Genomic DNA, 26,131 nt, shown 5'->3' with positions numbered 1-26,131 from the left:
TGCCAACCACTCTTACGAGCATCTCACAGATTGCTCCACTCCCTCATGAGGCAAGCCTCATGGGAGCTGAAGTGATATGAAACTCTGAGCGCAACTACAGGCAGCAAACGGCATCACGCCCCAAACGAGCGCCTCGCAAGAGATCAGCATTCAAATTATGCTGAGCAAAGAGCTTGAGTAGAAAAGATTAGGCTTCGCGAGGTGGCCGATAGACCGGTGCAAAAAAGTCACTATGCTCAGCTCGAGCAACCAGGTCTTCAATCATGGCCTCATGATCAAATTGATTCCAGGCCTCATGAACAGCTTGCAGGCGTGCATGAGTTTCTGGGCGTCGCGGCATGAACAGGGTGCAGCAATCAGGAGCAGTTTGACATGAAAGCTCGTAGGTACCGATCTGATGCGCCCGATCAATAATTTCTTGCTTATCAGAACCAATCAGGGGTCTCAGCACCGGGATTGAGGCCATTTCATCAACAGCTGCAATATTTTCAAGCGTCTGAGAAGCAACTTGTCCCAAACTCTCGCCGGTAACAAGGGCACGCGCGCCTTCAAGGCGAGCAATACGCTCAGCAACTGCATACATGATTCGGCGATACATAATGACCCGTAAAGACCCTGGACACACAAGGGAGATCTCACGCTGAGCATCTCCAAAGGGGATGACATACACGCGACCAATCTGAATCGCAGGCGCAAGCGCTTCTACGATATCGCGCACAAGGTATTCACTTTCATCTGAAGTCTGCGGCCGTCCAGAAAAATGAACGGGAACAGGAATCGCACCACGCCGAGCCATCATCCAGGTTGCAACCGGAGAATCAATTCCAGAAGATAAGAGGGTTACAACCTTGCCAGCGCTGCCCTGTGGCAAACCACCAACGCCGCGCTCGCTTTTTGCGTATACAAAGGCCTTGCCCTGCACGACATGAACATGCACCGTGGCATCGGGCTTGTGCATCTTTACCAGCTTGTTGGGAAAGGCATTACAAAGTACCTCTCCCACCTGGCGATTCATGTCAATCGAGGGAATCGCGTAATCGGTGTTTGAGCGCTTCGCGCTCACCTTGAAGCTCGTAAAGGCACCGAACTCTTGCAAAGCCTCAATCGCCGCTGCGGCATAGGCTTCATGCGAGCGCTCACAGCGAAACGCAAGAGAGACTCGAGCAACACCGGGAACCTTTGCGATAATAGGTAACGCAGCCTCCGGCTCTGACTCATCTGTAAATGAAAGCAAGATATGCCCAGAGATACGCTCAATAGCCTCAAGCGAAAAGGCAGCAAGAGCCGCCTTCAAGTTATCCATGAGGATACGCTCGAAGCGATTACGATTTTTTCCTTTTAGCCCAATCTCGTGATAATGAACGAGGCAGACTCGATCTCTCACAGGTGGCCTTACGCCTCAGAGGAAGAGCGGCCGCTCAAGGCTGCATCAAAGATCTCACGGTCATACGAGATATCGCCCGAGGCGATCTCATCCATGGCCATGGAGATGGTGTCTTTTCCAGAAAGAGCGACCGTAATGTCATCAATATCTTGAACAGCTAAGACACGACTATGCTGATCGCGCAGCATGCTGTTGATATCACAGGCGCGCTTGCTTGCAAGAGCGGCAAGCAAAAACCGATTGTTCTCGGTTCGATCGAGCAGTCCATCAATGGCTGGCTTAACAACAGACATGTGTTTATTGCCTTTCGTATACGCCGATAAGCTCTACCAGCTCATCTGTTGCGCGGGATAGATCATCGTTCACAATACGTGCGTCATAGTGGCATGCAAGCTCAAGCTCATGCTTCGCGTCGGATAGCCTCTGCTCCAGCTCAGGTGCAGCTTCCGTACCGCGACCTGAAAGCCGCTCACGTAAGACCTCAAGCGACGGAGGCTCAATAAAGACAAGAACCGCATCCGGAAAGCGCTCTTTAACCGCAAGCGCCCCTTGAACATCAATCTCCAAAATCAGTGAATGACCACGAGCAAGCTTTGCTTCAACCTCAGAGATCAGTGTTCCGTAGCGATTCCCATGCACATACGCCCACTCAAGAAAAGCTCCAGACTCAACTCGATGAGAGAACTCTTCTTCAGATAAGAAGTAATAATTCTTACCATCCGACTCGCCAGTTCGAGGGCTCCGCGTGGTAGCGGAAACCGTCAGACCCAGATGTGGCAGACGCTTCCGTGCAGATGCAACGAGCGTTCCCTTACCTGTGCCTGACGGCCCTGAAATGACGAAGAGCTTTGACGCGCGAGAACTCACTTATTTGGTGAGCTGCTGGAGCAGCTGCTCGCGCTGGCGAACGCCGAGACCCTGAACACGGCGGGTAGCAGAGATGCCAAGCTCATCCATGATCTTGGCAGCCTTGGCTTTGCCGTAACCGGGCAGCGACTCGATGAGGGTAGAAACCTTCATACGGGACGCGATGGGATCATCCGAGTTCAGGACGGACTCGAGGGAGATCTCACCCTTCTTGATCTTCTCGCGAAGCTCTGCACGAGCGTGGCGGGCGGCAGCAGCCTTCTCAAGGGCAGCCTTGCGCTGCTCGTCGGTGAGCTGGGGAAGAGCCATGGGTACCTCCAATGTCAAATGGCCAACGAACGTTGAGGGTTAGGAAATGCCAGCTAGATTGGCACCTGAACCAGTAACGCCCACCTAGAGTAGACGAACCCTGGGCAAAGTTCAACCTTTGCAGGGGATTTGTCGTCCAGACGAAGCAATTCCATAGAACGAACCCGATAAATACCCGAGAAAAACAGGGCTAATCGGATACACTTCAAAATCCATTATACCGCTTCTGAGCTGGATGAAAGCTCGCGAACAATACCTTCTAGGGCACATACGGGATCGTCTGCTTGAACGATTGGACGACCAACCACAATATGGCTCGCACCTAAAGCCACCGCTTGAGCCGGTGTTGCAATCCGGCTCTGATCGCCCGCAGACGCCCCTTGAGGCCGCACTCCAGGCGTTACCACCCACGCATGAGCACCAAGGAGTGATCGCATGCGCGCTGCTTCTTGCGGTGAGCACACAACGCCATCCATCTCTGAGTCATGCGCGAGGCGAGCGAGGCAATCCACCTCGTGAGCAAGCGGTGTATCAACCCCGATCTCGCGAAGAGCCGTCTCATCCATACTGGTAAGAATCGTTACTGCAATGAGGCGCGTATCAGTTCCAGCAGCTTCGACACCTCTACGTGCAGCTTTCAGCATCGAGGAGCCGCCGAGCCCATGCACAGTCATAAGATCTGCGCCGGTTAGAGCTGCGGCGCGCACGGCACCTTCAACCTGATGAGGAATATCATGGATTTTCAGATCTACAAAGACCTTCAGGCCTAAGTCTTTGAACTGAGAAACGATGGCAGGCCCTGCTGAATAAAAAAGCGTCATGCCAACTTTTACCCAGCCGACCTTGCCCGCCAACATCTGACCCAGGCTCAGCGCCCGCTCATGGTCGCAGTCAAGAGCAACAATGATCTGATCGCGTACGCTTCCCTCTAGCATTCGAGTGCTCCAACCAACTCGGTGATGTCAGACACACCTTGACGACGCGCCCACGCTTCAAGCTCAGAAAGAATACGGGTTGCAGCATCAGGCTCAATGAGATTTGCCATTCCAACCGAAACACAGGTTGCACCAGCAAGAATAAACTCAGCAGCATCTTCTCCGGTCATAATGCCGCCCACCCCGCAGATGGGAATTGAAACAGCGCGTGCCGCCTCCCAAACCATACGAACCGCAATGGGATGGCACAAAGGACCAGACAAGCCACCTGTTGGCCGACTGATCTTTGAACGACGTGTCTCTACATCAATAGCCATACCAGAGATTGAATTGATGAGGGTCAGACCATTGGCACCCTCAGCTTCAAGCACGCGAGCAATCTCAGGAACGCGCACCGGTGCCATCTTTACAAAAAGTGGCCGCTCAGTAACGGCACGACAAGCTCGCATAACCTCAGCTGCGCCCTCAGGTGTGGATCCGCACGCCACACCTCCTGCTGCAAGATTAGGACAGCTCACATTAATCTCAAATCCTGATGCCCAGGGGCACAACTCAACAAAAAGCTCAAGAGCACGTACATATTCTTCTGTGGAATGACCCGCCACTTGGCAGATGACACGGGTGCCCGTATCGGCCAACTCTTTCAGCCAAGGACCTGCCTCTGCTGCAAACCCTTCGACACCGGGATTTTGAAGACCGACGGAGTTCATCATGCCGCCGCGCACCTCGGTCATTCGTGGGGCAGGATTTCCCGGCCACGGCGTGGCAGCGCAGCCCTTGGTGGTAATCGCGCCGAGCGCGGAGACATCCATCAGATCAGCAAACTGCCAGCCAAACCCAAAGGTTCCACTTGCCGTATTCACGGGATTTTTCATTGCTACGCCGCCAAAATTGACGGCCATCTTGATCGCGCTCACCAGGACACCACCTTGCTCGCATCAAATACCGGCCCTGCCATACAGGCACCCTTCATACCATCTGAGGTCTCAACAGCACAGGTTGCGCAAGCACCAAAACCACAGCTCATCATCCGCTCAAGGGAGGCCTCGCAGTACACGCCCGCACGCTCAGATGCCTCAGCAACCTTTTGCATCATGGGGCTCGGCCCACACGTGGCTACATAGGCATACCGCTTACCAGAGAGCAACAAGGCTGCTGGATCAGTACAAAATGCTCGAGAACCTAAGGATCCGTCATCAGTGCAAAGATGCAGCTCACCACAACCGCTGAGAGCTTCTATCTCAGCTGCGCCAACGAGCTTTGAAGCAGTGGTAGCACCAAGGCAAACGTCAAAGCTAATACCGCGCTCAGACAAGGCACGCGCTAAGCACACGATCGGAGGAATACCGATACCGCCGCCTACCAAGAGTGCTCGCGGGCATGCATTCGCATCCTCTGGAACCGACCATCCATGGCCACCCGGACCCAAGATGGAAGAGGTAGCATGGGGGCGCATCTCAGAGAGCCGCTGGGTACCCTCTCCTACCACGGCATACCAAAGCTCAACGGTCCCTGCCTCAGGATCTGCAGCGGCATAGCTCAAGGGAATCCGCAACAGTGACATGGCATTGCCAGGCACCTGGAGATTCATAAACTGGCCTGGGTGCAGCATCGCTGCCAGACGTGGTGCTTTGATAGTTAATGAGAAAATATTCTCGCCTACAGCTTTGTTTGTGACGACGGTGAATTCATGAACCCGTGCCGGCGAGGGTGTGGGCATCCGTCCCTCCTTCTCTCGTGGATGAGCAAGCTCGACCGACGGCGACGGCCGAGCTCTTTCTAGCTCACATGGTACTCTAAGGATGTGAAGGTGCCCTTAGACGATCGACCCCTCACGCAAGCTCATCGCTCCACCAACAAAGACATCGGTAGCACGACCAGTCAGCTCACGTCCATGAAATGCGCAGTTAGAAGATTTAGACTCGTAGCCATCCGCTCCAACTGTCCACACTACAGTAGGGTCAAAGACCGTAATATCTGCAAGGGATCCAGGTGCGATCTGCACCTGCTTAATGCCCAAAATTCGACGTGGCACAATTGACATCAGCTCAACTAACCGATCGAAACCAATGATCCCAGGCTTCACAAAGTGCGTAAGCATGAGTGCGAGCGACGTTTCAATCCCGGTCATTCCAAACGGTGCCAGGGCGAACTCACGAGCTTTTTCCCAGGCAGCGTGAGGTGCATGATCTGTTACCAGCGCATCGACCGTTCCGTCAACCAAGCCAGCACGCAGCGCAGCAAGGTCAGCCTTGGTGCGCAAGGGTGGATTGACTTTGAGATTCGTATCGTAGGTTCTATCAATGTCTTCATCACATAGCAAGAGGTGATGGGGGGTCACCTCACAGGTAACCGGCAAGCCTTCTTGCTTCGCTGCACGAACCAGGTTTAATCCGCGCTCAGTCGTAATATGCTGAATATGGAGTTTGGCTCCAGTTAAGCGCGCCATATCAATATCGCGGGCAATCTGGATCTCTTCGCCCTCGGCTGGCCATGGAGCAAGTCCTAGTTTGGTAGAAACAGGACCTTCGTTGATTTGACCAGCACCCACCAGACTCTCATCTTGGCAGTGGCTCATAAAAACTTTGTCGAACATCTTGCCATAGTCCATACAGGTACGAACCATGCCAGCGCCCTGAATTCCTCGACCATCGTCGGTAAAGGCAACAACCCCGCGCTCAACCATGTCACCCATCTCTGAGAGCGCCTCGCCACCAAGCCCGTGTGTCATAGCGCCCGATGGATAGACACGACAATGCCCAACCTCAGCAGCACGAGCCAAGATATAGCTTACGACCGAGCCCGTATCGGTGACAGGATCGGTATTGGGCATAGAGCACACCCCAGTAAAGCCACCTTTTGCAGCAGCACGAGTGCCCGATTCAATATCTTCCTTATACTCTTGCCCGGGATCTCTGAGGTGCACATGCATGTCCACCAAACCTGGTACCAAGTATTTTCCTGAAAAATCGAGGAGCTCTGCTCCATCGCTTGCAGCAAGCTCAGAGCCGACCTCAACAATGCGATCGTTCTCAATACGAACATCTAACACGTCATCGATGCCTAAAGCGGGATCCACGACATGGGCACCTTTAAGCAGAAAGCCCATTATCAGCACCTCCAAGGAGTAGATATAATGCAGCCATACGTACACAGATACCGGCATAGACCTGTTCGAGGATGACCGAGCGATCAGGATGATCAGCCATATAGCTATCAAATTCAACGCCGCGATTAATCGGGCCAGGATGGCAAATAATGGCATCAGGACGCATGAGACGCTCACGATTTTTTGTCAAACCGAAGAGACGATGGTACTCACGGACACTAGGAAAGGGTGCACCCTCAATGCGCTCAAGCTGAACGCGGAGCATATAGACCACATCGAGGTCTGGTAGAATCGCATCAAGATCATAGGCAATCTGATCTGCGCCTAACGCTTCAGGACAAGCCGGCATCAAGGTGCCGGGGCCTACCAAAACAACCTCAGCACCCATGATCTTTAATGCAGGAACCAAAGAGCCACACACGCGGGAATGCCCAATGTCGCCTACAATGCCCACGCGCAGTCCCTCGAAGCTCTTTTTATGCTCACGAATGGAGTAGAGATCCAAAAGAGCCTGAGTGGGGTGCTGGTGCTTACCATCTCCGGCATCGATGACCGAAGCAGGGCTTGCCTGAGACACAATATGAGGGGCTCCGGCATGCTTATCACGAACAACAATGCAGTCAATCTTATAAGCATCGAGGGTTTTCACGGTATCGATCAGGCTCTCGCCCTTCACGGTACTCGTAGAGCTACCGCCAAAATTCATCGTATCGGCAGAGAGGCGTTTTTCTGCAAGCTCAAATGAGCTTCGTGTGCGCGTAGAAGGCTCGTTGAACATATTGACGATGGTTTTACCGCGCAAGGTGGGAACTTTTTTGATAGCCCTCTCATTGACCTGGCTAAACGCACGAGCTGTATCGAGTATCGTCATCAGATCGGTATCGCTGTACTCCGTGATATCGATCAGATGCTTATGATGAAAAGCCATAGACCTACTCCCCTCCCAGCGGTGCTGAGCCAATGCGAGCTCCAGGTAACACCTCGGAGATCTCAACTGCTGTGCGTCCGTCTACCTCTTCCATATAGAGGCGGACATTCTCACTACGCGATGATGGGACGTTTTTGCCCACAAAATCAGGGCAGATCGGAAGCTCTCGATGGCCACGGTCTACCAGTACGGCCAACTCAATTGCACGTGGGCGACCCAGATCAATAATGGCATCCAAGGCAGCACGGATGGTTCTTCCGGTGAACAAGACATCGTCTACGAGCACGATGCGCTTTTGGTCAATATCCCAAGGAATATGGGTAGCATGCACCTCAGGAGCAATATGGGTGTGATAGTCATCTCTATAAAAGCTGATATCAAGGCTACCGAGCGGCACCTCAATGCCTTCAATCTCTTTCAAGCGCTCGGCAAGGCGGTGAGCTAAGATATCGCCTCTGGTAACGATGCCTACAATCGCCAGATCATCGAGGCCTTCATTGCGCTCGATAATCTCGTGGGCAATGCGCGTAAGCGCCCGCGAAATAGCAACGTCATCCATGACGATTGCCTTGGGTGCGGTGGTTCCCATCGAACTCCTTCCCTCTCCTGATCCGGCAAGCTTGAACCGAATCAAAAAATAATGCCCGACCGCTTGCGCAGGCGAGACATCGCGAGGGAGGCAGCGCGCAGCTGCTATAGGTGCCTTGCGGGTATCTCGTACCGACGCTTAAAGGTCGAAGCGATTGTAGCACGAAAGATCCGTTTGTACCTATGCGCAAAGCGAGAAAAATTTTTCCGTTGAGCTTGTGCACCTATCGGTGAGTGAAGCTTCCTGGTGCAGAGAGGAGCGCGCCGTTTTCTCTTCGTATGCGCTCACACAACAGACAGGCCTATCCCTGTCTTTACGCTCGTAAAGTTTCCGAGTGAGTAGAACGTATTGCGATAAGGTTGGGAATAAACGAAGGGTGTGAGCGCGAGCGAAGATTTGGATGATTGCAAATTAGGGCTTGCGGTCTTTTGGAAGATGCGTATACTAATCTTCGCTGCGTGATTGCAGCCCGATTCCTCGGTAGCTCAATGGTAGAGCACGCGGCTGTTAACCGCGCTGTTGTAGGTTCGAGCCCTACCCGGGGAGCCAGCTTATATGAGCCCGAATCCATCTCCGGTGGGTTCGGGTTTTTGCTTTCACTCCTTCCAGACCAACCTGCGCTGCACAAAGACATCATCTGGTAAAAGAACTTTCAAGCTCAAAATAATGTCCACATGAGCCCTCTGTCTTACAAGCAGAAGCCGATGAGTTACGTCATGAGAAACGCAGCTCATCGGCTTTACATACACTCAGATGTACACAGCTACGCGCTAGCCTTCAATATAGTCTTTCAGCTTACTCGAGCGGCTCGGATGGCGGAGCTTTGCTAAGGTCTTTGATTCGATCTGACGAATACGCTCACGCGTCACGCCAAACTCGCGACCAACCTCTTCTAGGGTACGTGGGTGACCATCTGCTAAGCCAAAGCGAAGCTCGATGACCTTCCGCTCACGGTCAGCCAAGCCGTCGAGCACTTGGCACAGCTGCTCTTGCAGCATTGAAAAACTTGCAGCCTCAGGTGGAACCACCGCCTGCACATCTTCAATGAAGTCGCCCAACTGCGAGTCTTCCTCTTCGCCAATGGGCGTCTCAAGACTTACCGGCTCCTGGCTGATCTTTTGAATCTCACGAACGCGCTCGGCGCTCATATCCATCTCAGCGCCGATCTCTTCAGGAGTTGGATCGCGGCCGAGATCCTGGAGGAGCTGGCGCTGAATACGAACGAGTTTATTGATGGTCTCTACCATGTGTACAGGAATACGAATGGTACGAGCCTGATCGGCAATAGCGCGGGTAATGGCCTGGCGAATCCACCAAGTTGCATAGGTGGAGAACTTAAAGCCTTTCTCGTAATCAAACTTTTCAACCGCACGAATAAGGCCTAAGTTGCCCTCCTGGATAAGATCCAAGAAAAGCATACCGCGACCAACATAGCGCTTAGCAATTGAAACAACGAGACGTAAATTAGCGCTGATGAGCGCCTGCTTCGCATCAAGCCCTACCTGCTCCACACGGCTCAAACGGCGCATCTCGGCGCGGGTCAGCTTAAGCTCACCCTCATCTGCTGCTTCGAGCTTATCTGCTGCCTCAAGACCTGCCTCTATCTTCATCGCAAGGTCTACCTCTTCGGCAGCATTCAAAAGATCGACCTTGCCGATCTCTTTCAAATACATGCGAACCGGATCTCCGGTCAACATAACCGTTGAAGCGTCGATACCGCGCGTGCGGGCACGAGAACGCGTGGTACGTTGGCGAGGCTTTTTCTTGGGCTTTTCTGCGGACATCTCAGCATCTGCCATCTTGGCAACCTTGATGTCATGATCTTCGCTGGACTCATCGTCATCGTCGAGATCTACATCGTCCTCATCGCGAGTCTCATCTTCTCCAGCAGAAACGATCTCGATTCCATTGGTGCGAAACGCCTTATACACACCGGCGAGCTGCTCGTCAGTCACCTCAATACTTCTGAGGGCGATCTGGATATCGTCCTCGGTGACGGTACCGTCCTCAGCTCCTCGCTGCATGAGCTTGGCAATGCGAGAATCAAGTTCGGCTCCTGAGCTCACGGTTTTTTTTGGCACGGATTCTCCCCTCACGGTCACAGAGACCTCCCACTGTAATCGTTCATCCTCTACCCTGCAAGTACTCACGGTATGCACACGATGGGTATTTTCCATATCGGCGCTCGATCTTACTGGGTCTTGCCGATTCTCACGAATGACCACACTCGTACTCACAACTCACACATGACAGGCTAGGAGCTGCCTTTAAAAGGGTCAGCAACCTCTTCAATCTTGCGCTTCAGCTCACGAGCCTTTGCTGCAAGCTGAGTTGCCTCAATGGTGAGCGAGCGACGCGTATCTGCATCCAAGCTGGCATCTGTTCTAAGACGTCCCTGAGCCGCACGAATGAGACGTCGAACGGTATACAACTCAAGCGTATCAAGCAAAAAGGCAATGGTTGTATCGGTAGGATGTGCACTCGTTCCAGAGATAGTACCGGCAGAAACGAGCTCAGCTGCTTCTGGGCATACAGCCCGCGCTGCCTCCATTGCAGCGGCTGGATCAGTACCTTCAGGACAGGCAAGCACCGCCCAAGCGATGGCCTCGCCTCTCGGATCAATCCATGAGACAGAACCAATTTGATCTGAGAACGGTCGCAGATAATCCGGATACGTGGTAAGCATCGTTAAAAGCTCGCGCTCACAAGCAAGAGCACGCCGCTCTACATCCGTGAGCACAGCGCCGCTCAAACCTCCCCCATACGCGACAGTTCCTGCGGCATCGGTATGGGACGAATCGCTATATGCAGGATCTTCTGGATAAGTCCCAAAAGATGAGTCTATAGGCTTGCTCGGATACTCATTCGGCGCAAAAGTCTCACGAGAGCGTCTCGCCTGTTCAGATCTGCGCTCACGTTCCTGAGCTCGAGCCTCTGCTTGACCCACCTCTCTAAATACACGCGGAGCAGCTTGGCGAACCAGATCTGCATCCACACCTAAGCGATCGGCAATGCGCACATAGTACGAATCAATCAAATAGCTTGAACGGAGCGGATATATGAGGCGAAGCCCCTCTTCGAGCGCATGAGCTCTCCCGCCCGGCGTGCTCACATCAACACGATCTTCAAGGCGAGAAAACACATAGTCCATGAGCGGCATTGCATCTGCTATGAGCTCTTGTAAGGCAGACCCTCCCCGCTCATGTATGAAATCATTCGGGTCGAGATCATCAGGCAAAATCACACAACGCAGATCAAGATCAGCCTCTTCAATGAACTGAATTGCTCGCTCAGCAGCACGTTGACCTGCAGCATCCCCGTCAAAGAGATAGACGATACGTTTCGCAAACCGCGTCAAGGCCTTAACGTGGGACTCGGTGAGTGCGGTACCTAAGGTAGCAACAACGTTGCCAATACCTGACTCCCAACACGCGATTGCATCGGTATAGCCTTCAACAACAATCGCTTCATCCTGAGCAACAATATGCTCTTTTGCCCAGTTAAAGCCATAGAGATTGCGCTTTTTATGAAAGAGCGAGGTCTCTGCTGTATTTAAATACTTGGGCTGTCCCTCTCCGATGATTCTGCCACCAAAACCAATCGCTCGATCTTGTTCATCAAAGATCGGAAATATCAAGCGGTTGAAAAAGCGATCTGTAAGCCCACCTCGGCGTGACAGGGCAACATCGGCATCTTGCATCTCACGCGGAGTAAAACCCAACGATGAAAGATGGGCTACTAAAGCACCACGACCAGGTGCATATCCCAGCCGATATTTCCGACAAATCTCAGCCGATAGTCCACGCTCGGCACAATATGCCCGCCCCAATCCGTCTTTGCCGCGCATCAGCATCATCTGATAAAAGCTACGCGCTTCATCGGTAACCTCAAGCAGACGAGCTCGTTTTGAGCCAGAGGGGCGCTCAGAACCCACCTCATGTATTTCGATACCAGCGCGGTCGGCCAAATAGCGAATGGAATCAGGAAAGTTTAGGTTTTCACGCTTCATCACATAAGAGAAGACATCTCCGCCTTCTCCACAGCCAAAACAATGCCAGACCTGAGTTGCTGGGATGATATGAAAGCTTGGGGTCTTTTCTCCATGAAAGGGACAGCAGCACCAAAACTCCCTGCCACGAGGCTTGAGTTCAACAGTCTCTTGTACCAGCTCTACCAAATCTGTAGCAGCGCGTACCCGCTCGCGATCCTCATCAGTAATCATAATGCTCCTCCCCTCTCAAACTAATATCGTAGGCGTCGTCGCCCAAACGCGCACGTACGGAAGCAAGATCTGCCTGCACAGCCTCAATCAGCTCGGCGCGCATCTCAAAGGCGTGAGACGGTCTCAAGCGCGTATCAAATACCAACCTCAACGACGATCCATAGAGGTTTCCAGAAAAACCCAGAAGCGTTGCCTCTAAGCTCGCAGAAGCCGGGTCATGAGCGAACATGGGCGGGATACCAACATTGATCGCCGCAGGCCATACTAGGCCATCGGGCGTTTGAGCCCAGCCCGCATAAGCACCATCAGGGGGCAGCAACTGACCTGCTCGCTGGCCAATATTGGCGGTCGGAAACCCCATGGCGCGACCCTCCCCTCGGCCGCGCTCAACAACACCTTCAATTGAATAACGGCGAGCCAGCAAACGTGCAGCAGCGTCTAGATCCCCTGCCTCAATCAGCGAACGAATCCTTGTTGAGGTAATAGGCACTTCGTCTTCCAAGAGCAGCTCATGTCCAACAACCTCAATGCCTACCGTTTGAGCCCAGCTTCGGATGACCGAAACACTTCCTTCTCCCCCTCGACCAAGGCGAAAATCAGCTCCAACATGGATTGATCTTATGTCTAAGGCAGTGCCTAAAACATCTTCAAAAAAAGCCCGATGATCAAGGGTAGCAAGCGCATGGGTAAAGGGCAGGCAAGCCACGCCATCAGCACCTGATCGTGCCAACAGATCGATTCGAGCGTCGTTGCCCAAGAGCTTTTTTGCTGGGATCGAACTCAGTATTTCATCTGGATCAGGGTCAAAAGTCACCACAATCGCAGACACCGATCGACGACGCGCATCGCGAAACGCCTCAGCGAGTAAGCGCTGATGTCCCCGGTGATACCCATCAAATACCCCGATGGCAAGCGTGGCAGGAATACGCGAGTCTGCATGCTTTGCTGGATTAAAAACAGGTGCCTGTGAGCCACCCACCATGAAGTCTCGGCGAAGCTCAGCTACGCTCACGCGGCTTTGAGGCGCTGTCATGAGCGCACCCCCTCAATGGGTTCGGGAAAAACCAGATCCATCGCAAGGCCTGCTGGCTCTCCTCGCCCCAGCGCTTGGAGCTTGCCGGCAAATTGCAAGGCAACAAAGCCCGTAGCTCTGCGCGCAAGGGGTCTTCCATGGTGGACATCAACCAACTCATCTTCTGTCAGCGTGAGCGTAGGTAACCCTAAAGCTTCAATAGGATCCAAGGCAGCATGGCGAGCAGAAGAGGGATGCACTTCATCGAGCGCTATGCAATCAGTACGTGAAATCGAACCCGATGCGGTACGCATGAGCGCTGAAAGATGAGCGGCACTACCGAGTGAGCGCCCAATATCACGGGCAAGTGAGCGAATATACGTACCCTTGCTCACATGAAAGCCGACCGTCCAAATAAGTTCGGTATCATCCTCAGATGAAATACTGAGAAGGTCAGCTTGGTAGACCACAATCCTGCGAGGCTCAAGTTCAAGGGTCTTGCCGGCACGAGCCAAGCGATGCGAACGAACCCCATCAACTGAAATAGCAGAAAATGCCGGTGGCACCTGATCTTGAGAGCCACAAAACCCTGCAAGCACCTCTCTGGCATACTCAGGGTCTCGTGCGGCATCTAAAACACTGGCTGTACGGATGACAGCTCCCTCACCATCATCTGTATCGGTCTCTGTTCCAAAGCAGATCTTTGCGATATAGCGCTTTGAATCAAGGGTGAGCCTGCCCAGAAGTCGTGTTGCCTGACCAATACCTACAATCATGACACCTTCTGCAGCTGGATCAAGCGTACCAGCATGCCCCACGCGGCGCTCACCCACCGCTCGGCGAACACGAGCGACGACATCGTGTGAGGTCATACCAGCAGGCTTGTTAACACCCAACAAAAGATTGAGCGCTGAAGGAATTCGGTGGCGAGCCATGAGCCTACGCCTCGGTTAGCGTCGGCGACTCCACCGACCGAACGAGTTCATCTAAGCGAGGCAAAATCTCGTCCAAGGCCTCTTCAATCGAGCCACGATACGTAAAGCCAGCAGCAGCCGCGTGACCACCACCTGCAAGCGCGCGAGCAACCGGGGAGATATCGAGCGAGCCCTTGCTTCTAAGGTTGCCACGAATCTCGCCAGGCTCAACTTCTTTTAAGAATAGTGCGATCTCAATGCCTAAAACTGAACGGACGATATCGACCAGCCCATCACACTCTTCTGAGGTCACACCGCACTCAGTGAGATCCATCGCGTGAATATAGCTATAAGCCACGAGGCCTCGAGACACTGTCTTGATACGACCCATCACAATGGATTCAAGTCGCAAATACTCAAGACGCTGACTCTGATAGACCTCAAGCGATATACGGGCAGGATCAGCACCGGCCGCGAGCAGGCGGGATGCACAGGCAAAGGCAGCAACATCTGCATTTTGATACTGGAAGCGACCGGTATCGGTAACAATGCCGGTGAGCAAGCAGGTTGCAATATTGGCATCCAAGGGAAAGCCCGCTGTATCTATGAGCTCAGCCACCAACATTGCAGCAGCCGCTGCAGACGTTTTGCGAACCACCAGATCGGTAAACTCTTCTCGTGCGGGATGGTGATCGATCACAAGAGCACGACGAGCACGACGAGCCACTGCAGAAGAATCAGCCAAACGCTCAAGAATGGGCACATCAACCGAGATAAATAAATCGGGTATGCCGTCATAGTGAGCTGCTGGAATCATCTCAGAAGCTCCCGGTAAAAACCTAAGGATCCTCGGAACTTCGGCATTGTCAGCCAAAAGGCACACGATATCTTTTTCAGGATAGCGGCCACGCAACGAGAGACCGAGCCCCAAGCACGAACCGAGAGCATCTCCATCAGGGTTGGTATGTCCGGAGATGGCAATGGTCCGCGCTTGAGCAATGTGCTCAATTGCAGAGGTCCAGGTCTCCGGGGCAGTACAGCGACCGCCCCGACAAGCATCAGTGCTCATGAGTGAGAGAGCCCTCCTTTTCATGAGAACCTTCAGCTTCATGAGCTTGATGATCCACTATGGGGTACCCATCTTCATCTTTTTCGATGTCAATGGTTTGAGGACGTTGCTCGAGCGCACGACCAATCCGCTCTGCCTCATCAGCTGAGCGATCAATTCGAAAATCAAGCTCAGGAGTCTGACGCCAGTCAAGGCTCCGTGCAAGAATTGAGCGGATATGCCCTCGAGCTGACTCAAGGGCATCCATGGCCTCTTCATAGTGAGTCGGATCACAGCTGATAAATACCCGAGCATAACTGCGGTCAACCGTGACCTCAACGCCCGTGAGCGTAATCAGCTCAAGGCGCGGATCGGCAATCTCAAACAGTAAGATATAGCCAAGCTTCTCTTGGAGCTGCTGGGCGAGCCGTCGCGTAGCGGGCGTTTGCTTCATGATCCATCACTTCCCTACTCAGTGCGGGCGACCTCGACAATCTTAAAGGCCTCAAGGATGTCGCCCACCTTGATGTCTTGGAACTTATCTATACCCAAACCACACTCGTAGCCAGCCTTGACCGACTTCACATCATCCTTAAAGCGGCGCATCGAGCCGAAGGTACCGGTGAAGACAACCACACCATCGCGGACAACGCGCACCTGATCATCGCGGGAAATCTCACCCTCGGTGACCATGCAACCAGCAATGAGGCCAGCCTTAGGCACCCGGAAGGTGTCGCGTACCTCAGCAGAACCTGTGGTGACCTCTTCCTCGGTGGGCTTCAGCATACCAATACGGGCAGCGTCAATATCCTCAATTGCCTTATAGATGATGGAGTAGGTCTTGATCTGTACCTTCTCCTTCTCTGCAAGGTCACGAGCCTTGCCCTGCGGACGCACGCCAAAACCAACGATAATCGCGTTGGAAGCGGCTGCTAAGGTAACGTCGGTCTCCGAGATGGCACCAACGGCAGAGTGGATGATATTGATACGAACCTCGGACTGATCCATCTTGCCCAAGGCATCAGCCAGAGCCTCAATTGAGCCCTGAACATCGGCCTTAACCACCAGATTCAGATCACGGAGCTCGTTTTGACTCATCTCATCAAAGAGAGTCTCCAAGGTTACATGCTTAACCTTGTTCTGCTCCTCAATACGCGCCTTGAGTGCACGCTCATCGGCCAAATCACGTGCATCCCGGTCGTCTTCAAAGACGCGGAACTCATCGCCGGCACCGGGTACAGCAGAGAGGCCTAAGATCTCAACCGGATCAGAAGGCTTGGCAACTTCCACCTGCTCACCACGGGGGTTGAGCATAGCGCGCACGCGACCCCAGCACTGACCTGCAACGATGGCATCGCCCACGTGCAAGGTACCGCGGCTCACCAAAAGCGTTGCCACCGGACCTCTACCACGATCGAGCTTGCCTTCCAAAATATAGCCTGATGCAAAGGTATCGGGATTGGCCTTGAGCTCTAACACGTCAGACTGCAACAAAATGGTCTCAAGCAAATCATCAATGCCCTGGCCTTGTTTGGCAGAAACATTGACAAACATGTTTTGACCGCCCCACTCCTCAGGGATCACGCCGTACTCAACGAGCTCTTGACGCACGCGATCGGGATTGGCCTCGGGCTTGTCGCACTTGTTCACAGCAACGACGATGGGCACCTCAGCAGCCTTTGAGTGGTTAATAGCCTCGATAGTCTGAGGCATGACGCCATCGTCTGCAGCAACCACCAAGACAACCACGTCGGTAACCTTCGCACCACGGGCACGCATGGCAGTAAAGGCCTCGTGTCCAGGGGTATCTACAAAGGTAATCACGCGATCATTAATAGAAACTTGGGAAGCACCAATATGCTGCGTGATGCCGCCGGCCTCTGTTCTGGTAACGCCGGTATGACGAATGGCATCCAAAAGCGAAGTCTTACCGTGGTCAACATGACCCATAACGGTTACCACAGGCGGACGAGGTACCAGATCTGCCGGATCATCATAGAAGGTAAAGGTGTTTTCCTCCTCAGGCGTGATGATCTTAATTTGGCGGCCAAGATCGTCTGCCACAAGCTCAACGAGATCATTCGACATAGACTGGGTCATGGTAAGCGGTGTTCCTAACAAGAACAGACGCTTAATAATATCGTTGGCACTCACATCTAAGGCTTCAGCGAGCTCTTGAACCGTTACACCCTCAGATACGCGGACAGCATCCATCTCCTCAGGGCTAATGCCTTGAGCGATGGCCTCTTCGAGCTTGCGCTCTTCTTGTGCCTGCGCAGCCTCGCGCTCACGCTTCTCCTTACGCTTGCGGCGGCGACCCGTACTTTCGCGCGTCGCTTCCTCAACGGCAGCTCGAGCCTCTTCCAAAACCTTCTCGCGACTATACTCTTCAGCCTCACGTGCCATGCGCGCGTAGTGATCCTCTTCGGTCTTAGCACCACGGCGTTTCTTATTCTTCGGCTGACGCTCAGGAACGGGCATATCCATCGGAGCAGGAACTGCAGGTGCCGTGTTGGAGCGACGACGGCTTTGGCCTCCCTCGCGGCCTGAACGGGAGCGGGCAGGTGCTTCCGGCTCGGGAGCGGGCGCTTGCGCCTCCTCACGCTCCTTCAATACCTCTTCTTGAGCGGCAATCTGGTCAAGCAAGGAGCGGAAACGAGAGCCAGAATCAGAGGCCGGAACTGCGCGACGCTTTGCCTCGAGCTCCTCCTCACGACGGCGTGCTTCTTCCTTTCGACGCTGGTCTTCCTCACGTGCTGCCGCAACAGCTCGCGCGGTTTCCTCTGCAGTGCGAGCGGCCAGTGAGAGCCTGCGCTCTTCTTCACGCCGAGCCTCTGCGGCCAAGCGCTCACGCTCTGCTGCAGCAGCCTGTGCTGCACGCTCGGCACGCTCAGCGGCAAGCTCGGCCTCTTTTGCTGCCTCTACCTCTGCAGCTCTCGCCTCAAGAATCGGGGCAAGCTTTTGCTTTACGATCGACACGTAGGCATCCTCAAGCGTGGAAGAAGCCGATTTTGCCGGAATCTTCATCTCTGCAAGATGCCCCATGAGTTCCTTAGACGACATGCCGAAGTCCTTAGCAAGGCTTGAAATACGAACCTTCGCCATACGGTCATCACCTACCAATCGAGCACATCCCGTGCCCATCGCATACAAACTGAACACACACGGGCTTAGATAAGATCCTCGACACCCTCCACGGCATCCTCGCCACCAGAGAGCGGCTCATGCACGCCACAAAAACGTGAGCCAGGACGAGCCTGATTGCGGCAGCGAACCCCAGAATCCGTAATGAATGCGCAGCGCTCTGGCTCCAGATCCCCCTCAGATCCATCGAGCAGATCTTGAGGAGTCTCTGCAGCCACAGCAACATTCTTTAAAATATCTGCCGCTAAGGTCTCGCTCTTAATATCGATGTGCCAACCCGTCAGGCGAGCCGCCAAACGAGCATTTTGACCCTCTTTGCCAATGGCTAGAGAAAGCTGATCATCAGGAACAATAACGCCAGCGTAGTTCTTTTCTTCGTCGATCAAGACGCGGGTAACTTTAGCCGGCGATAAGGCATTGGCGACATAGACTGCCGGATCCTCATTCCATAAAATAACGTCGACGCGCTCACCGCGAAGCTCGCCCACCACAGCACGCACGCGGCTGCCCTTAGGGCCGACACACGCGCCAACCGGATCTAGGCGATCATCCAGGGAATGAACCGCGACCTTTGAGCGCTGACCAGGCTCACGCGCGATTGATTTCACCTCAACGGTACCCTCATAGATCTCAGGGACCTCTTGCTCAAAGAGGCGCTTAATAAGAGCCGGATGCGTGCGCGAAATCACGATGGGTGGGCGATTGTGCTCGCCACGAACCGGAGGAAGGCTTGAGTTGGGATCACGCACATCAATGATGACTGCCTTGATGCGCTGATTGTGCCCATAGCGCTCACCGCGAGGCCGCTCATCGCGCTCGCCCTCAAAACGACGAAGGTCAAAATGAGGAAGCTCCGCCTCTACTCCTTCGCGAATTTTTACAATGGTGAAGTCTGGAGTTGACTGCAGCACCGTACCGTTAATGAGGTCTCCAATACGAGAAGAGAACTCCTCATAGATCTTTTCGCGAATGGAATTGCGCACAATAGCGTTAATCTCAGCTTTTGCATGCTGAGCTGCAATACGCGAGGTATCACGAGGCGTGACATCCACCTCTTCAAACTCGGTGTAGTTGCCCTCTTCATCCATCGAGTCATCAATGGGCACGAGCTTATACACATAGATCTTGCCCGTAGCACGGTCAATGGTTACCTTTGCACCCCAGTCAAGACGCAAGATCTCGGCATAGCTCTTGGCTAGAGACTGCTCAAGGCGGTCAATAAGATAGAGCTGGTCAATATGGCGCTCCTGGCAAAGCTCAAGAAGAGCCTCCATCATCTCTGATGCCATCTTAGTTTCCTTCCTGTTGGCGCTTGAAATCAAAAACCGGCTTCACACTACATTTGCGAATCTCATCAAACTCAAAACGCTGATCGGTGCCCTCTGTGACACGCAAAACAATGCCCGAATCATCGGCAGCTACGATGCTGCCCTGATAGCGCTTACGCCCTTCTCGAGCAGTTGTTGTAAGCTGAATCATCTGGCCAATCCGTGCCATGAAATCTTGAGGTCGACGAAGGGGTCGTGCCATACCAGGGCTTGATACCTCCAAGGTATAGCTACCAGATACAGGATCAAGCGCCTCAATTGCCTCAGAGATCCACGAGCTCTCTTGCGTTACCTCATCAAGGGTGATTCCACCCTCGCCGAGCGTATCAATACGCACGCGCACGCACGGAGCCTTCGTGGCACCAACAACCTCAACATCAACAATATCAATGCCGTGATCTGCTGCCACATCTTCAAGAGCCGTCAGGATCTTGGTCTCAAGCGGAGTCTTTATCAAGAGAACACCTCCCCTTCATGAAAAAGGAGCGGGGCGGCTGCCCCACTCCTCAGCGATTAAACTTCAGTTGGTAAAACTATAGCACATGCAGGTCAGAGCCTATGCACTTCCCTGCATTTCAGTGCCAAACTGACCCGGCGCCAACACCGAAACTCCACGAGTACAAACCCTTATTTCACCACAAGGTTAACCAGTCTGCCGGGAACACAGATTGCTTTTACCACACGCTTGCCTTCAATCCACGAAGCCACTGCCGCCTCGGCTGCTGCTTGCATCACGTCAGGGCTCGCGTCAGGAGCAACCTTCGTGCGCCCGCGCACCTTACCCAAGACCTGAACAGCAATTTCTACCTCATCAGTTAAAGCTTCGGCCGCATCAAAGGAAGGCCATGGGGCTCCATATACGCTTTCAGTCTGACCAAGGGCTTCATGCCAAAGCTCTTCTGCCACAAACGGGCAGATCGGAGAAAGTACGGAAATAATGTCGGTAGCAACCTGGGTCGCAAGCGCTTCATTGCGCGAGCCAAGCGCAACCGCATTCAAGTACGCATTGGCAGCATTCACCAGCTCCATAATTGCCGAAATAGCGGTGTTGAACTGCAGGCGGTCAAAGTCTTCGGTGCATTTGGCCAAGGTACGATGGCGCTCACGATACAGATCAAGCTCGGCTTTACCCAGATTTTCGCGGACAACGGCTGTATGCGAAACGCCTTGCTGGACAAGCTCCCAAACCGTACGCCATGCACGCCTAATAAAGCGATTTGCACCCGCTACTGCCTCTTCATCCCAGTTAAAGTCCTTCTCAGGCGGGGCAATAAACAGAATTGCCAACCTCATCGTGTCTGCACCAAACGGCGCAATCACCTGAGATGGGGGCACAACATTGCCCTTAGACTTAGACATCGTATCACCGTGCTGATCTTTCACCATGCCTTGGCATAACAGGTTCGTAAAGGGCTCAGATACATCGAGCAGCCCCATATCACGCAAGGCCTTGGTAAAGAAGCGTGAGTACAACAGGTGCAAAATGGCGTGTTCTATCCCGCCGATATAGTTATCGACCGGCATCCATCGCTTTGCTGCCTCACGAGAAAAAGGCAACTGAGCATTATGAGGATCGGTATAGCGTAAGAAGTACCAGCTCGAGCAGGTAAAGGTATCCATTGTATCGGTCTCGCGACGAGCGGCACGCCCGCAAACCGGACAGGTCGTCTCATAAAACTGAGGCGATTCAGCCAAGGTCTCCCCTGCCGCCAAGTCGAGATTCTCAGGCAAGATGACCGGGAGTTGATCTTCAGGTACCGGAACAATGCCGCAGTGTGGGCAATGTATTGCCGGAATGGGATTGCCCCAGTAGCGCTGGCGAGAGATCAGCCAGTCACGCAGGCGGTACTGAGTCGAACGACGACCAAAACCCGACTTCTCAAGGTCTGTAACCACAGCCTGCTCAGCCTCTGAGTGCTTGCCGCCGCAAAGACCCGTATAAGGACCTGATTGTACGAGCCTGCCCTCTGCAGCATAGGCTTGATCCCACGATACCTGGTCAACCTCACGGCCACTCACATGCTGCAGGCGCTCAAAGAGCGGGTCATCCTCATTCAAAATGATCGGAACAATGGGAAGATCATACTTTTTTGCAAACTCAAAGTCACGCTGGTCGCCACAAGGAACTGCCATAACAGCTCCTGTGCCATAGTCAGAAATAACATAGTCAGCAACCCAAACGGGTATCTTCTCACCGCTTACCGGATTCACCACATAGCGACCGGTAAACGCTCCATGCTTTTCTACCTCACCTTGGGCACGCTCAACCTGAGAGACCCGCTTTGCCCCTTGAATCACATCCATAACGGGCTGTTCATACTCGGTTCCTTGAACCAGCTCTACCAGACCTGCGTATTCTGGAGCCAGCAAGAAAAACGTGCAGCCGAAAAGCGTATCGGCACGCGTAGTAAAGACGGTTATCTTTCCTGCCTCACCCGCAATTGGCTCACCTTGAGCATCGCAGAGTGTAAAGTCAACCTCAGCACCCTCTGAGCGGCCGATCCAGTTTGCCTGCATATGGCGGACACGCTCAGGCCATCCACCAAGCTGATCCAGGTCATCTAACAGCTCCTCAGAGTATTCGGTAATCTTGATATACCACTGCTCAAGCTCACGTTTTTCAACCTCGCTATCGCAGCGCCAGCAATGACCCTCATTGACCTGTTCGTTAGCCAAGACCGTCTGGCAGCTCGGGCACCAGTTCACCGGATTCTTCTTCCGATATACCAGCCCGCGCTCCCAGAGCTTCAAAAAGATCCACTGACCCCACCGGTAATATTCAGGATCGCAGGTTTTTACCATGCGATCCATGTCATAGGAAAACCCCATGCGGCGCATGGTAGCGAGCGCCTGATCCATATTGGCATAGGTCCAAGCTGCAGCTTGGGTCTTGTGCTTGATAGCTGCATTTTCTGCTGGCAGACCGAAGGCGTCAAAGCCAATGGGATGTAAGACATCAAAGCCACGCATGCGGGCTTGGCGAGCCATCGCATCACCAATGGTGTAATTGCGAGCATGGCCCATATGAAGATCGCCCGAAGGATACGGGAACATCTCTAAGACATACTTCTTTGGACGATCGGTGCTCTCACGCGCATCAGCTGCAAAAAGATTTGATGCACCCCAAGCCTCAATCCATTTTTCTTCAATTGCATGGGCATCATAGGCAGGATAGTTCCCCTCGGCAGCCGCGATCCGAGGCTCGTGATTATCGCACATACGTGCTACTCCTAACTGCGATTTTTATCGGTAACTCACGCTTTGTTGGGTGTCTTTTACCACGACGTCATGAGCTCCACCCTCAACGATTGACGTGGATGACACCAAGGTTAGTCGAGCCTTCTCTTGAAGTTCCTTAATTGAGAGGGCACCGCAGTTACACATCGTAGACTTGACCTTATACAGCGTGCCACCGACACCATCTTTGAGCGAGCCTGCATACGGAACATAGGAGTCCACACCCTCAACAAAGGAGAGCTTGGCAGCACCGCCCAGATCGTACCGTTGCCAGTTGCGAGCACGTGCCGAACCTTCACCCCAATACTCTTTCATGTACTGGCCATTCACGTTTACACGACTCGTCGGGCTCTCATCGAAGCGAGCAAAATAACGACCAAGCATCATGAAGTCGGCACCCATAGCAAGCGCAAGGGTCATGTGATAGTCGTAGACAATGCCGCCATCAGAGCATACGGGCACATAGACGCCGGTCTCTTCAAAATACTCATCGCGAGCACGGCAAACATCAATCAAGGCGGTAGCCTGACCGCGACCAATACCCTTGGTCTCACGCGTAATGCAAATGGATCCACCACCGATGCCAACCTTTACAAAGTCAGCCCCGCAGTCCGCCAAGAAGCGGAACCCTTCAGCATCAACAATATTGCCTGCGCCAACCTTTACCTCGGTGCCATAGCGCTCACGAATCCACTCAATCGTAAGCTTTTGCCACTCGGAAAAGCCCTCGGAAGAATCGATGCACAAGACATCGGCTCCGGCCTCAACAAGCAAAGGAACGCGCTCAGCATAATCGCGCGTATTGATACCAGCGCCAACCATATAACGCTTATTAGCATCTAAGAGCTCATTCGGGTTGATTTTATGAGAGTCATAGTCTTTGCGAAAGACAATGCCAATCAAATGATCAGCTTCATCAACCACCGGGAGTGCATTGAGCTTTTTCTCCCAAATGATGTCGTTCGCTGCAGAAAGCGTAATATGACGATCCCCCACGATAAGATCTTGGCGAGGTGTCATAAAGTCTGCGACCCGCTTTTGAGGATCATCCCGGCTCGGGCGATAATCACGACTGGTAACAATTCCTAGCAGCCGACCACGCGGGCTTCCATCGTCTGTTACCGGCATGGTTGAGTGCCCCGTTTTTTCTTTCAAGGCCATAACCTGCTCGAGGGTCATGTCAGGCGTTAAGGTAGAGTCAGACTCAACAAAGCCCGCCTTATGATCCTTGACCGCCTTCACCATTGCAGCCTCATCCTCTGCAGACTGAGAGCCATAGATGAAGGCCAGACCACCTTGGGTGGCAAGCGCTACTCCCATGTCTGTGCCAGAAACCGACTGCATAATGGCGGAAACCATAGGAATATTGAGTGAAATCTCAGGCTGCTCGCCGCGCTTAAAACGGGTTAGGGGTGTTTTGAGGGAGACGTTAGCGGGCACGCATTCAGACGAGGAGTAACCGGGGACGAGTAGGTACTCGGAAAAAGTATGAGATACTCCCGGGAAAAACGTGGCCATGGCGCTCCTTTTCAAAGTATGGGTACAGTTGGCTTCATTGTAGCGCAGCCACTCAAAGCATGGGCGGCGCATGGTGCAGTTAACGACTCTGTTGCATATCTAACACGAGCGTAGACAAACTTCCCATATTCTTTGCCCCGAGCCACCAAAAAGAAACAAAAAGCGTCTGCATCCTCATGGCTCGAAGCACTCCTGATCGCAGACTCGTTTCATTGAGGCAGCAATCCGAGTAACACTTGTGTTCCTGACCGATGCGACTTCTCTTACCGGCGTGACCAATCGCTTCGCATCCCGCTCGATGCTTTGCTGAGTCTCGAGGCATTGCCAGGCATGCCCAGCTGCCTCACATTCAGCTACAGGCTCCGCAGTGCCTCTTCAATCGCCTCGCATACGATGAGTGGATGTTCAAGCCCAGTAACTATACGAACGACCGAACCTGCTTTTCCATCACGTGCGTGCATACGTGTCCACGAACCCCCTGCTGGCTTATCAACATGTGTAGAGGAGCAATGAGCAAGAAAATGTGCGGCCGATACGGCATCTTCAAGCACAACATCAAGTGCTGGTCCAAAGCCATGCTCTAGAATTGTTGGAGCATGATGGGCATCTGGATGAGTAGCAAGCCCTGGATAGAAAACTGCTGGTACGCATGGATGGCAGCTCACATACTCAGAGATTGCTCGCGCTCCATCCATATGCGTTTGCATCCGATCAGCTAAGCTCTCCAAGCCTTTTGCGAGCGTAGCAAAATCGAACTCAAGAACTTGACAGGCATGAGAACCTGGCTCCCCGAGCCTCATAGTCAGCAAACGATAGGCCTCTTCTGCCATCGGATCGGCCAAGCGCAGCCGGCCCTTCTTATGAAATGACGGAGCAACATACACGCCAACAAGCTGGGTAGACAGCCTACCTTGTCCCACACGATCAAGCGCTTCGAGCACAAGATGCGCTCCTAAGGCTAGCGGATGACACCCAAAAGACGTGGCAAGCGAATTATCAACGATCAACAGAGCGCCGATGCGTGCAGCTTCTTGGCTCAGCGCACGCACATCGGGCACGCGAAGGCCACGCCCGCCAATTGAGTTAACAAACCAGAACAAGCGGCCGTGTGCCCGCCCCGGCGCATGGGCATACGACGCTGGAGTCCCTTCACGAGCCTCCCCTACCGGCATGGCATGCGATGCCTGAACAAAGGCTTCTGGCGTGCAATCAGCAGCAAAAGCAAGGCTCTGCTCAGAAAACTGTTGAGTAAAGCGAGCAACCGCATCGTCGGCAAATACAACGAGACGATCTCCCGGCCCCACCAAGGCAAGCTTAGCTAAACACCCAGCCGTATGAGAAGCCGGGACAATCCACGCAGAACGCGCGCGAGCCGAGGTTTTCAACGCCTCAAGCACTCCTTGCTGGCTGCCTTCCATTGATGCCCTCCTGTAGGTATCCAGTAACTGAACCGGTATACAACGCACCTACCAGTATAGGCTAGGAAGGGCAGACAAATCGAGCTGATCGTTAGACAACGTACGAAGAAGGGTGCAAAACAAGGAAGGCGAACAAACTCCATACCCTCTTATGTAGCACACAGAGCAC

22 protein-coding genes and 1 tRNA gene are annotated in these 26,131 nt (G+C 53.4%); 1 reads left to right on the top strand and 22 read right to left on the bottom strand.

Going from position 1 to position 26,131, the window contains the following annotated elements; translation table 11 throughout:
- Positions 1-187: 187 nt before the first annotated feature.
- The 10 genes from thiI to pyrR all read right to left on the bottom strand — a co-directional run bounded on the left by thiI (position 188) and on the right by pyrR (position 8,121).
- A complete protein-coding gene (gene thiI / locus K6V98_RS06345; protein WP_222199684.1) occupies positions 188-1,384 on the bottom strand; it encodes a tRNA uracil 4-sulfurtransferase ThiI in 1,197 nt (398 codons plus the stop codon).
- A gap of 8 nt (positions 1,385-1,392) precedes the next feature.
- Complete coding sequence (locus tag K6V98_RS06340) at positions 1,393-1,677, bottom strand: DNA-directed RNA polymerase subunit omega (protein WP_222199683.1); 285 nt, start codon at positions 1,675-1,677, stop codon at positions 1,393-1,395.
- A 4-nt stretch (positions 1,678-1,681) separates the two neighbouring features.
- Positions 1,682-2,251 carry a guanylate kinase gene (gene gmk, locus K6V98_RS06335; protein WP_222199682.1) on the bottom strand — a complete coding sequence of 190 codons (570 nt, stop codon included), beginning with the start codon at positions 2,249-2,251 and terminating at the stop codon, positions 1,682-1,684.
- Positions 2,252-2,560, bottom strand: a complete 309-nt coding sequence (mihF, locus tag K6V98_RS06330; protein WP_222199681.1) for an integration host factor, actinobacterial type — start codon at positions 2,558-2,560, stop codon at positions 2,252-2,254.
- A gap of 215 nt (positions 2,561-2,775) precedes the next feature.
- Positions 2,776-3,495 (bottom strand): orotidine-5'-phosphate decarboxylase, encoded by a 720-nt coding sequence (gene pyrF, locus K6V98_RS06325; RefSeq protein ID WP_222199680.1) that lies wholly within the window; start codon positions 3,493-3,495, stop codon positions 2,776-2,778.
- Positions 3,489-4,397 carry a dihydroorotate dehydrogenase gene (locus K6V98_RS06320; protein WP_222199815.1) on the bottom strand — a complete coding sequence of 303 codons (909 nt, stop codon included), beginning with the start codon at positions 4,395-4,397 and terminating at the stop codon, positions 3,489-3,491. The genes pyrF and K6V98_RS06320 overlap by 7 nt, the downstream gene beginning before the upstream one ends.
- 11 nt (positions 4,398-4,408) lie before the next feature.
- The gene (locus K6V98_RS06315) at positions 4,409-5,215 is read right to left on the bottom strand and encodes a dihydroorotate dehydrogenase electron transfer subunit (RefSeq protein ID WP_222199679.1); all 807 of its coding nucleotides are present in this window, start codon (positions 5,213-5,215) and stop codon (positions 4,409-4,411) included.
- 96 nt (positions 5,216-5,311) lie between these two features.
- Positions 5,312-6,604, bottom strand: a complete 1,293-nt coding sequence (locus K6V98_RS06310; protein ID WP_222199678.1) for a dihydroorotase — start codon at positions 6,602-6,604, stop codon at positions 5,312-5,314.
- On the bottom strand, positions 6,588-7,532 hold the full coding sequence (locus K6V98_RS06305; RefSeq protein ID WP_222199677.1) for an aspartate carbamoyltransferase catalytic subunit: 945 nt from the start codon (positions 7,530-7,532) through the stop codon (positions 6,588-6,590). The genes K6V98_RS06310 and K6V98_RS06305 overlap by 17 nt, the downstream gene beginning before the upstream one ends.
- 4 nt (positions 7,533-7,536) lie before the next feature.
- Positions 7,537-8,121 carry a bifunctional pyr operon transcriptional regulator/uracil phosphoribosyltransferase PyrR gene (pyrR, locus tag K6V98_RS06300; RefSeq protein ID WP_222199676.1) on the bottom strand — a complete coding sequence of 195 codons (585 nt, stop codon included), beginning with the start codon at positions 8,119-8,121 and terminating at the stop codon, positions 7,537-7,539.
- Between the two features lie 474 nt (positions 8,122-8,595).
- On the opposite strand from pyrR, the gene K6V98_RS06295 reads away from it, so the two are divergent.
- Positions 8,596-8,670, top strand: a tRNA-Asn gene (locus K6V98_RS06295).
- Positions 8,671-8,891: 221 nt separating this feature from the next.
- On the opposite strand, the gene rpoD is transcribed toward K6V98_RS06295, so the two are convergent.
- The 12 genes from rpoD to K6V98_RS06235 form a co-directional block, all read right to left on the bottom strand.
- Entirely contained in the window at positions 8,892-10,202 is a 1,311-nt protein-coding gene (rpoD, locus tag K6V98_RS06290; RefSeq protein WP_371734533.1) for an RNA polymerase sigma factor RpoD, read from the bottom strand.
- Between the two features lie 173 nt (positions 10,203-10,375).
- The gene (gene dnaG / locus K6V98_RS06285; RefSeq protein WP_222199674.1) at positions 10,376-12,343 is read right to left on the bottom strand and encodes a DNA primase; all 1,968 of its coding nucleotides are present in this window, start codon (positions 12,341-12,343) and stop codon (positions 10,376-10,378) included.
- Positions 12,333-13,376, bottom strand: coding sequence for a riboflavin biosynthesis protein RibF (ribF, locus tag K6V98_RS06280; RefSeq protein ID WP_222199673.1), 1,044 nt, complete (start codon positions 13,374-13,376; stop codon positions 12,333-12,335). Before ribF ends, dnaG begins: the two co-directional genes overlap by 11 nt.
- Positions 13,373-14,290, bottom strand: a complete 918-nt coding sequence (gene truB / locus K6V98_RS06275; protein WP_222199672.1) for a tRNA pseudouridine(55) synthase TruB — start codon at positions 14,288-14,290, stop codon at positions 13,373-13,375. Before truB ends, ribF begins: the two co-directional genes overlap by 4 nt.
- Before the next feature lie 4 nt (positions 14,291-14,294).
- The gene (locus K6V98_RS06270; RefSeq protein ID WP_222199671.1) at positions 14,295-15,338 is read right to left on the bottom strand and encodes a DHH family phosphoesterase; all 1,044 of its coding nucleotides are present in this window, start codon (positions 15,336-15,338) and stop codon (positions 14,295-14,297) included.
- Positions 15,328-15,771 (bottom strand): 30S ribosome-binding factor RbfA, encoded by a 444-nt coding sequence (gene rbfA, locus K6V98_RS06265; protein WP_222199670.1) that lies wholly within the window; start codon positions 15,769-15,771, stop codon positions 15,328-15,330. The genes K6V98_RS06270 and rbfA overlap by 11 nt, the downstream gene beginning before the upstream one ends.
- A 14-nt stretch (positions 15,772-15,785) precedes the next feature.
- Positions 15,786-18,422: a translation initiation factor IF-2 gene (gene infB / locus K6V98_RS06260; RefSeq protein WP_222199669.1), complete on the bottom strand. Its 2,637-nt coding sequence runs from the start codon at positions 18,420-18,422 to the stop codon at positions 15,786-15,788.
- Positions 18,423-18,487: 65 nt separating this feature from the next.
- A complete protein-coding gene (gene nusA, locus K6V98_RS06255; protein ID WP_222199668.1) occupies positions 18,488-19,750 on the bottom strand; it encodes a transcription termination factor NusA in 1,263 nt (420 codons plus the stop codon).
- Between the two features lies 1 nt (position 19,751).
- A complete protein-coding gene (rimP, locus tag K6V98_RS06250; RefSeq protein ID WP_222199667.1) occupies positions 19,752-20,246 on the bottom strand; it encodes a ribosome maturation factor RimP in 495 nt (164 codons plus the stop codon).
- 170 nt (positions 20,247-20,416) lie between these two features.
- Positions 20,417-23,008 (bottom strand): leucine--tRNA ligase, encoded by a 2,592-nt coding sequence (gene leuS / locus K6V98_RS06245; RefSeq protein WP_222199666.1) that lies wholly within the window; start codon positions 23,006-23,008, stop codon positions 20,417-20,419.
- Positions 23,009-23,032: 24 nt separating this feature from the next.
- Positions 23,033-24,544, bottom strand: coding sequence for an IMP dehydrogenase (locus tag K6V98_RS06240; RefSeq protein WP_222199665.1), 1,512 nt, complete (start codon positions 24,542-24,544; stop codon positions 23,033-23,035).
- Positions 24,545-24,897: 353 nt separating this feature from the next.
- Complete coding sequence (locus tag K6V98_RS06235; protein ID WP_222199664.1) at positions 24,898-25,962, bottom strand: PLP-dependent transferase; 1,065 nt, start codon at positions 25,960-25,962, stop codon at positions 24,898-24,900.
- Positions 25,963-26,131: the final 169 nt, after the last annotated feature.

This window comes from Collinsella ureilytica, from assembly GCF_019795105.1.
Taxonomy (GTDB): Bacteria; Actinomycetota; Coriobacteriia; order Coriobacteriales; family Coriobacteriaceae; genus Collinsella; species Collinsella ureilytica.
This window is presented reverse-complemented; position numbering and strand designations above follow the sequence as displayed.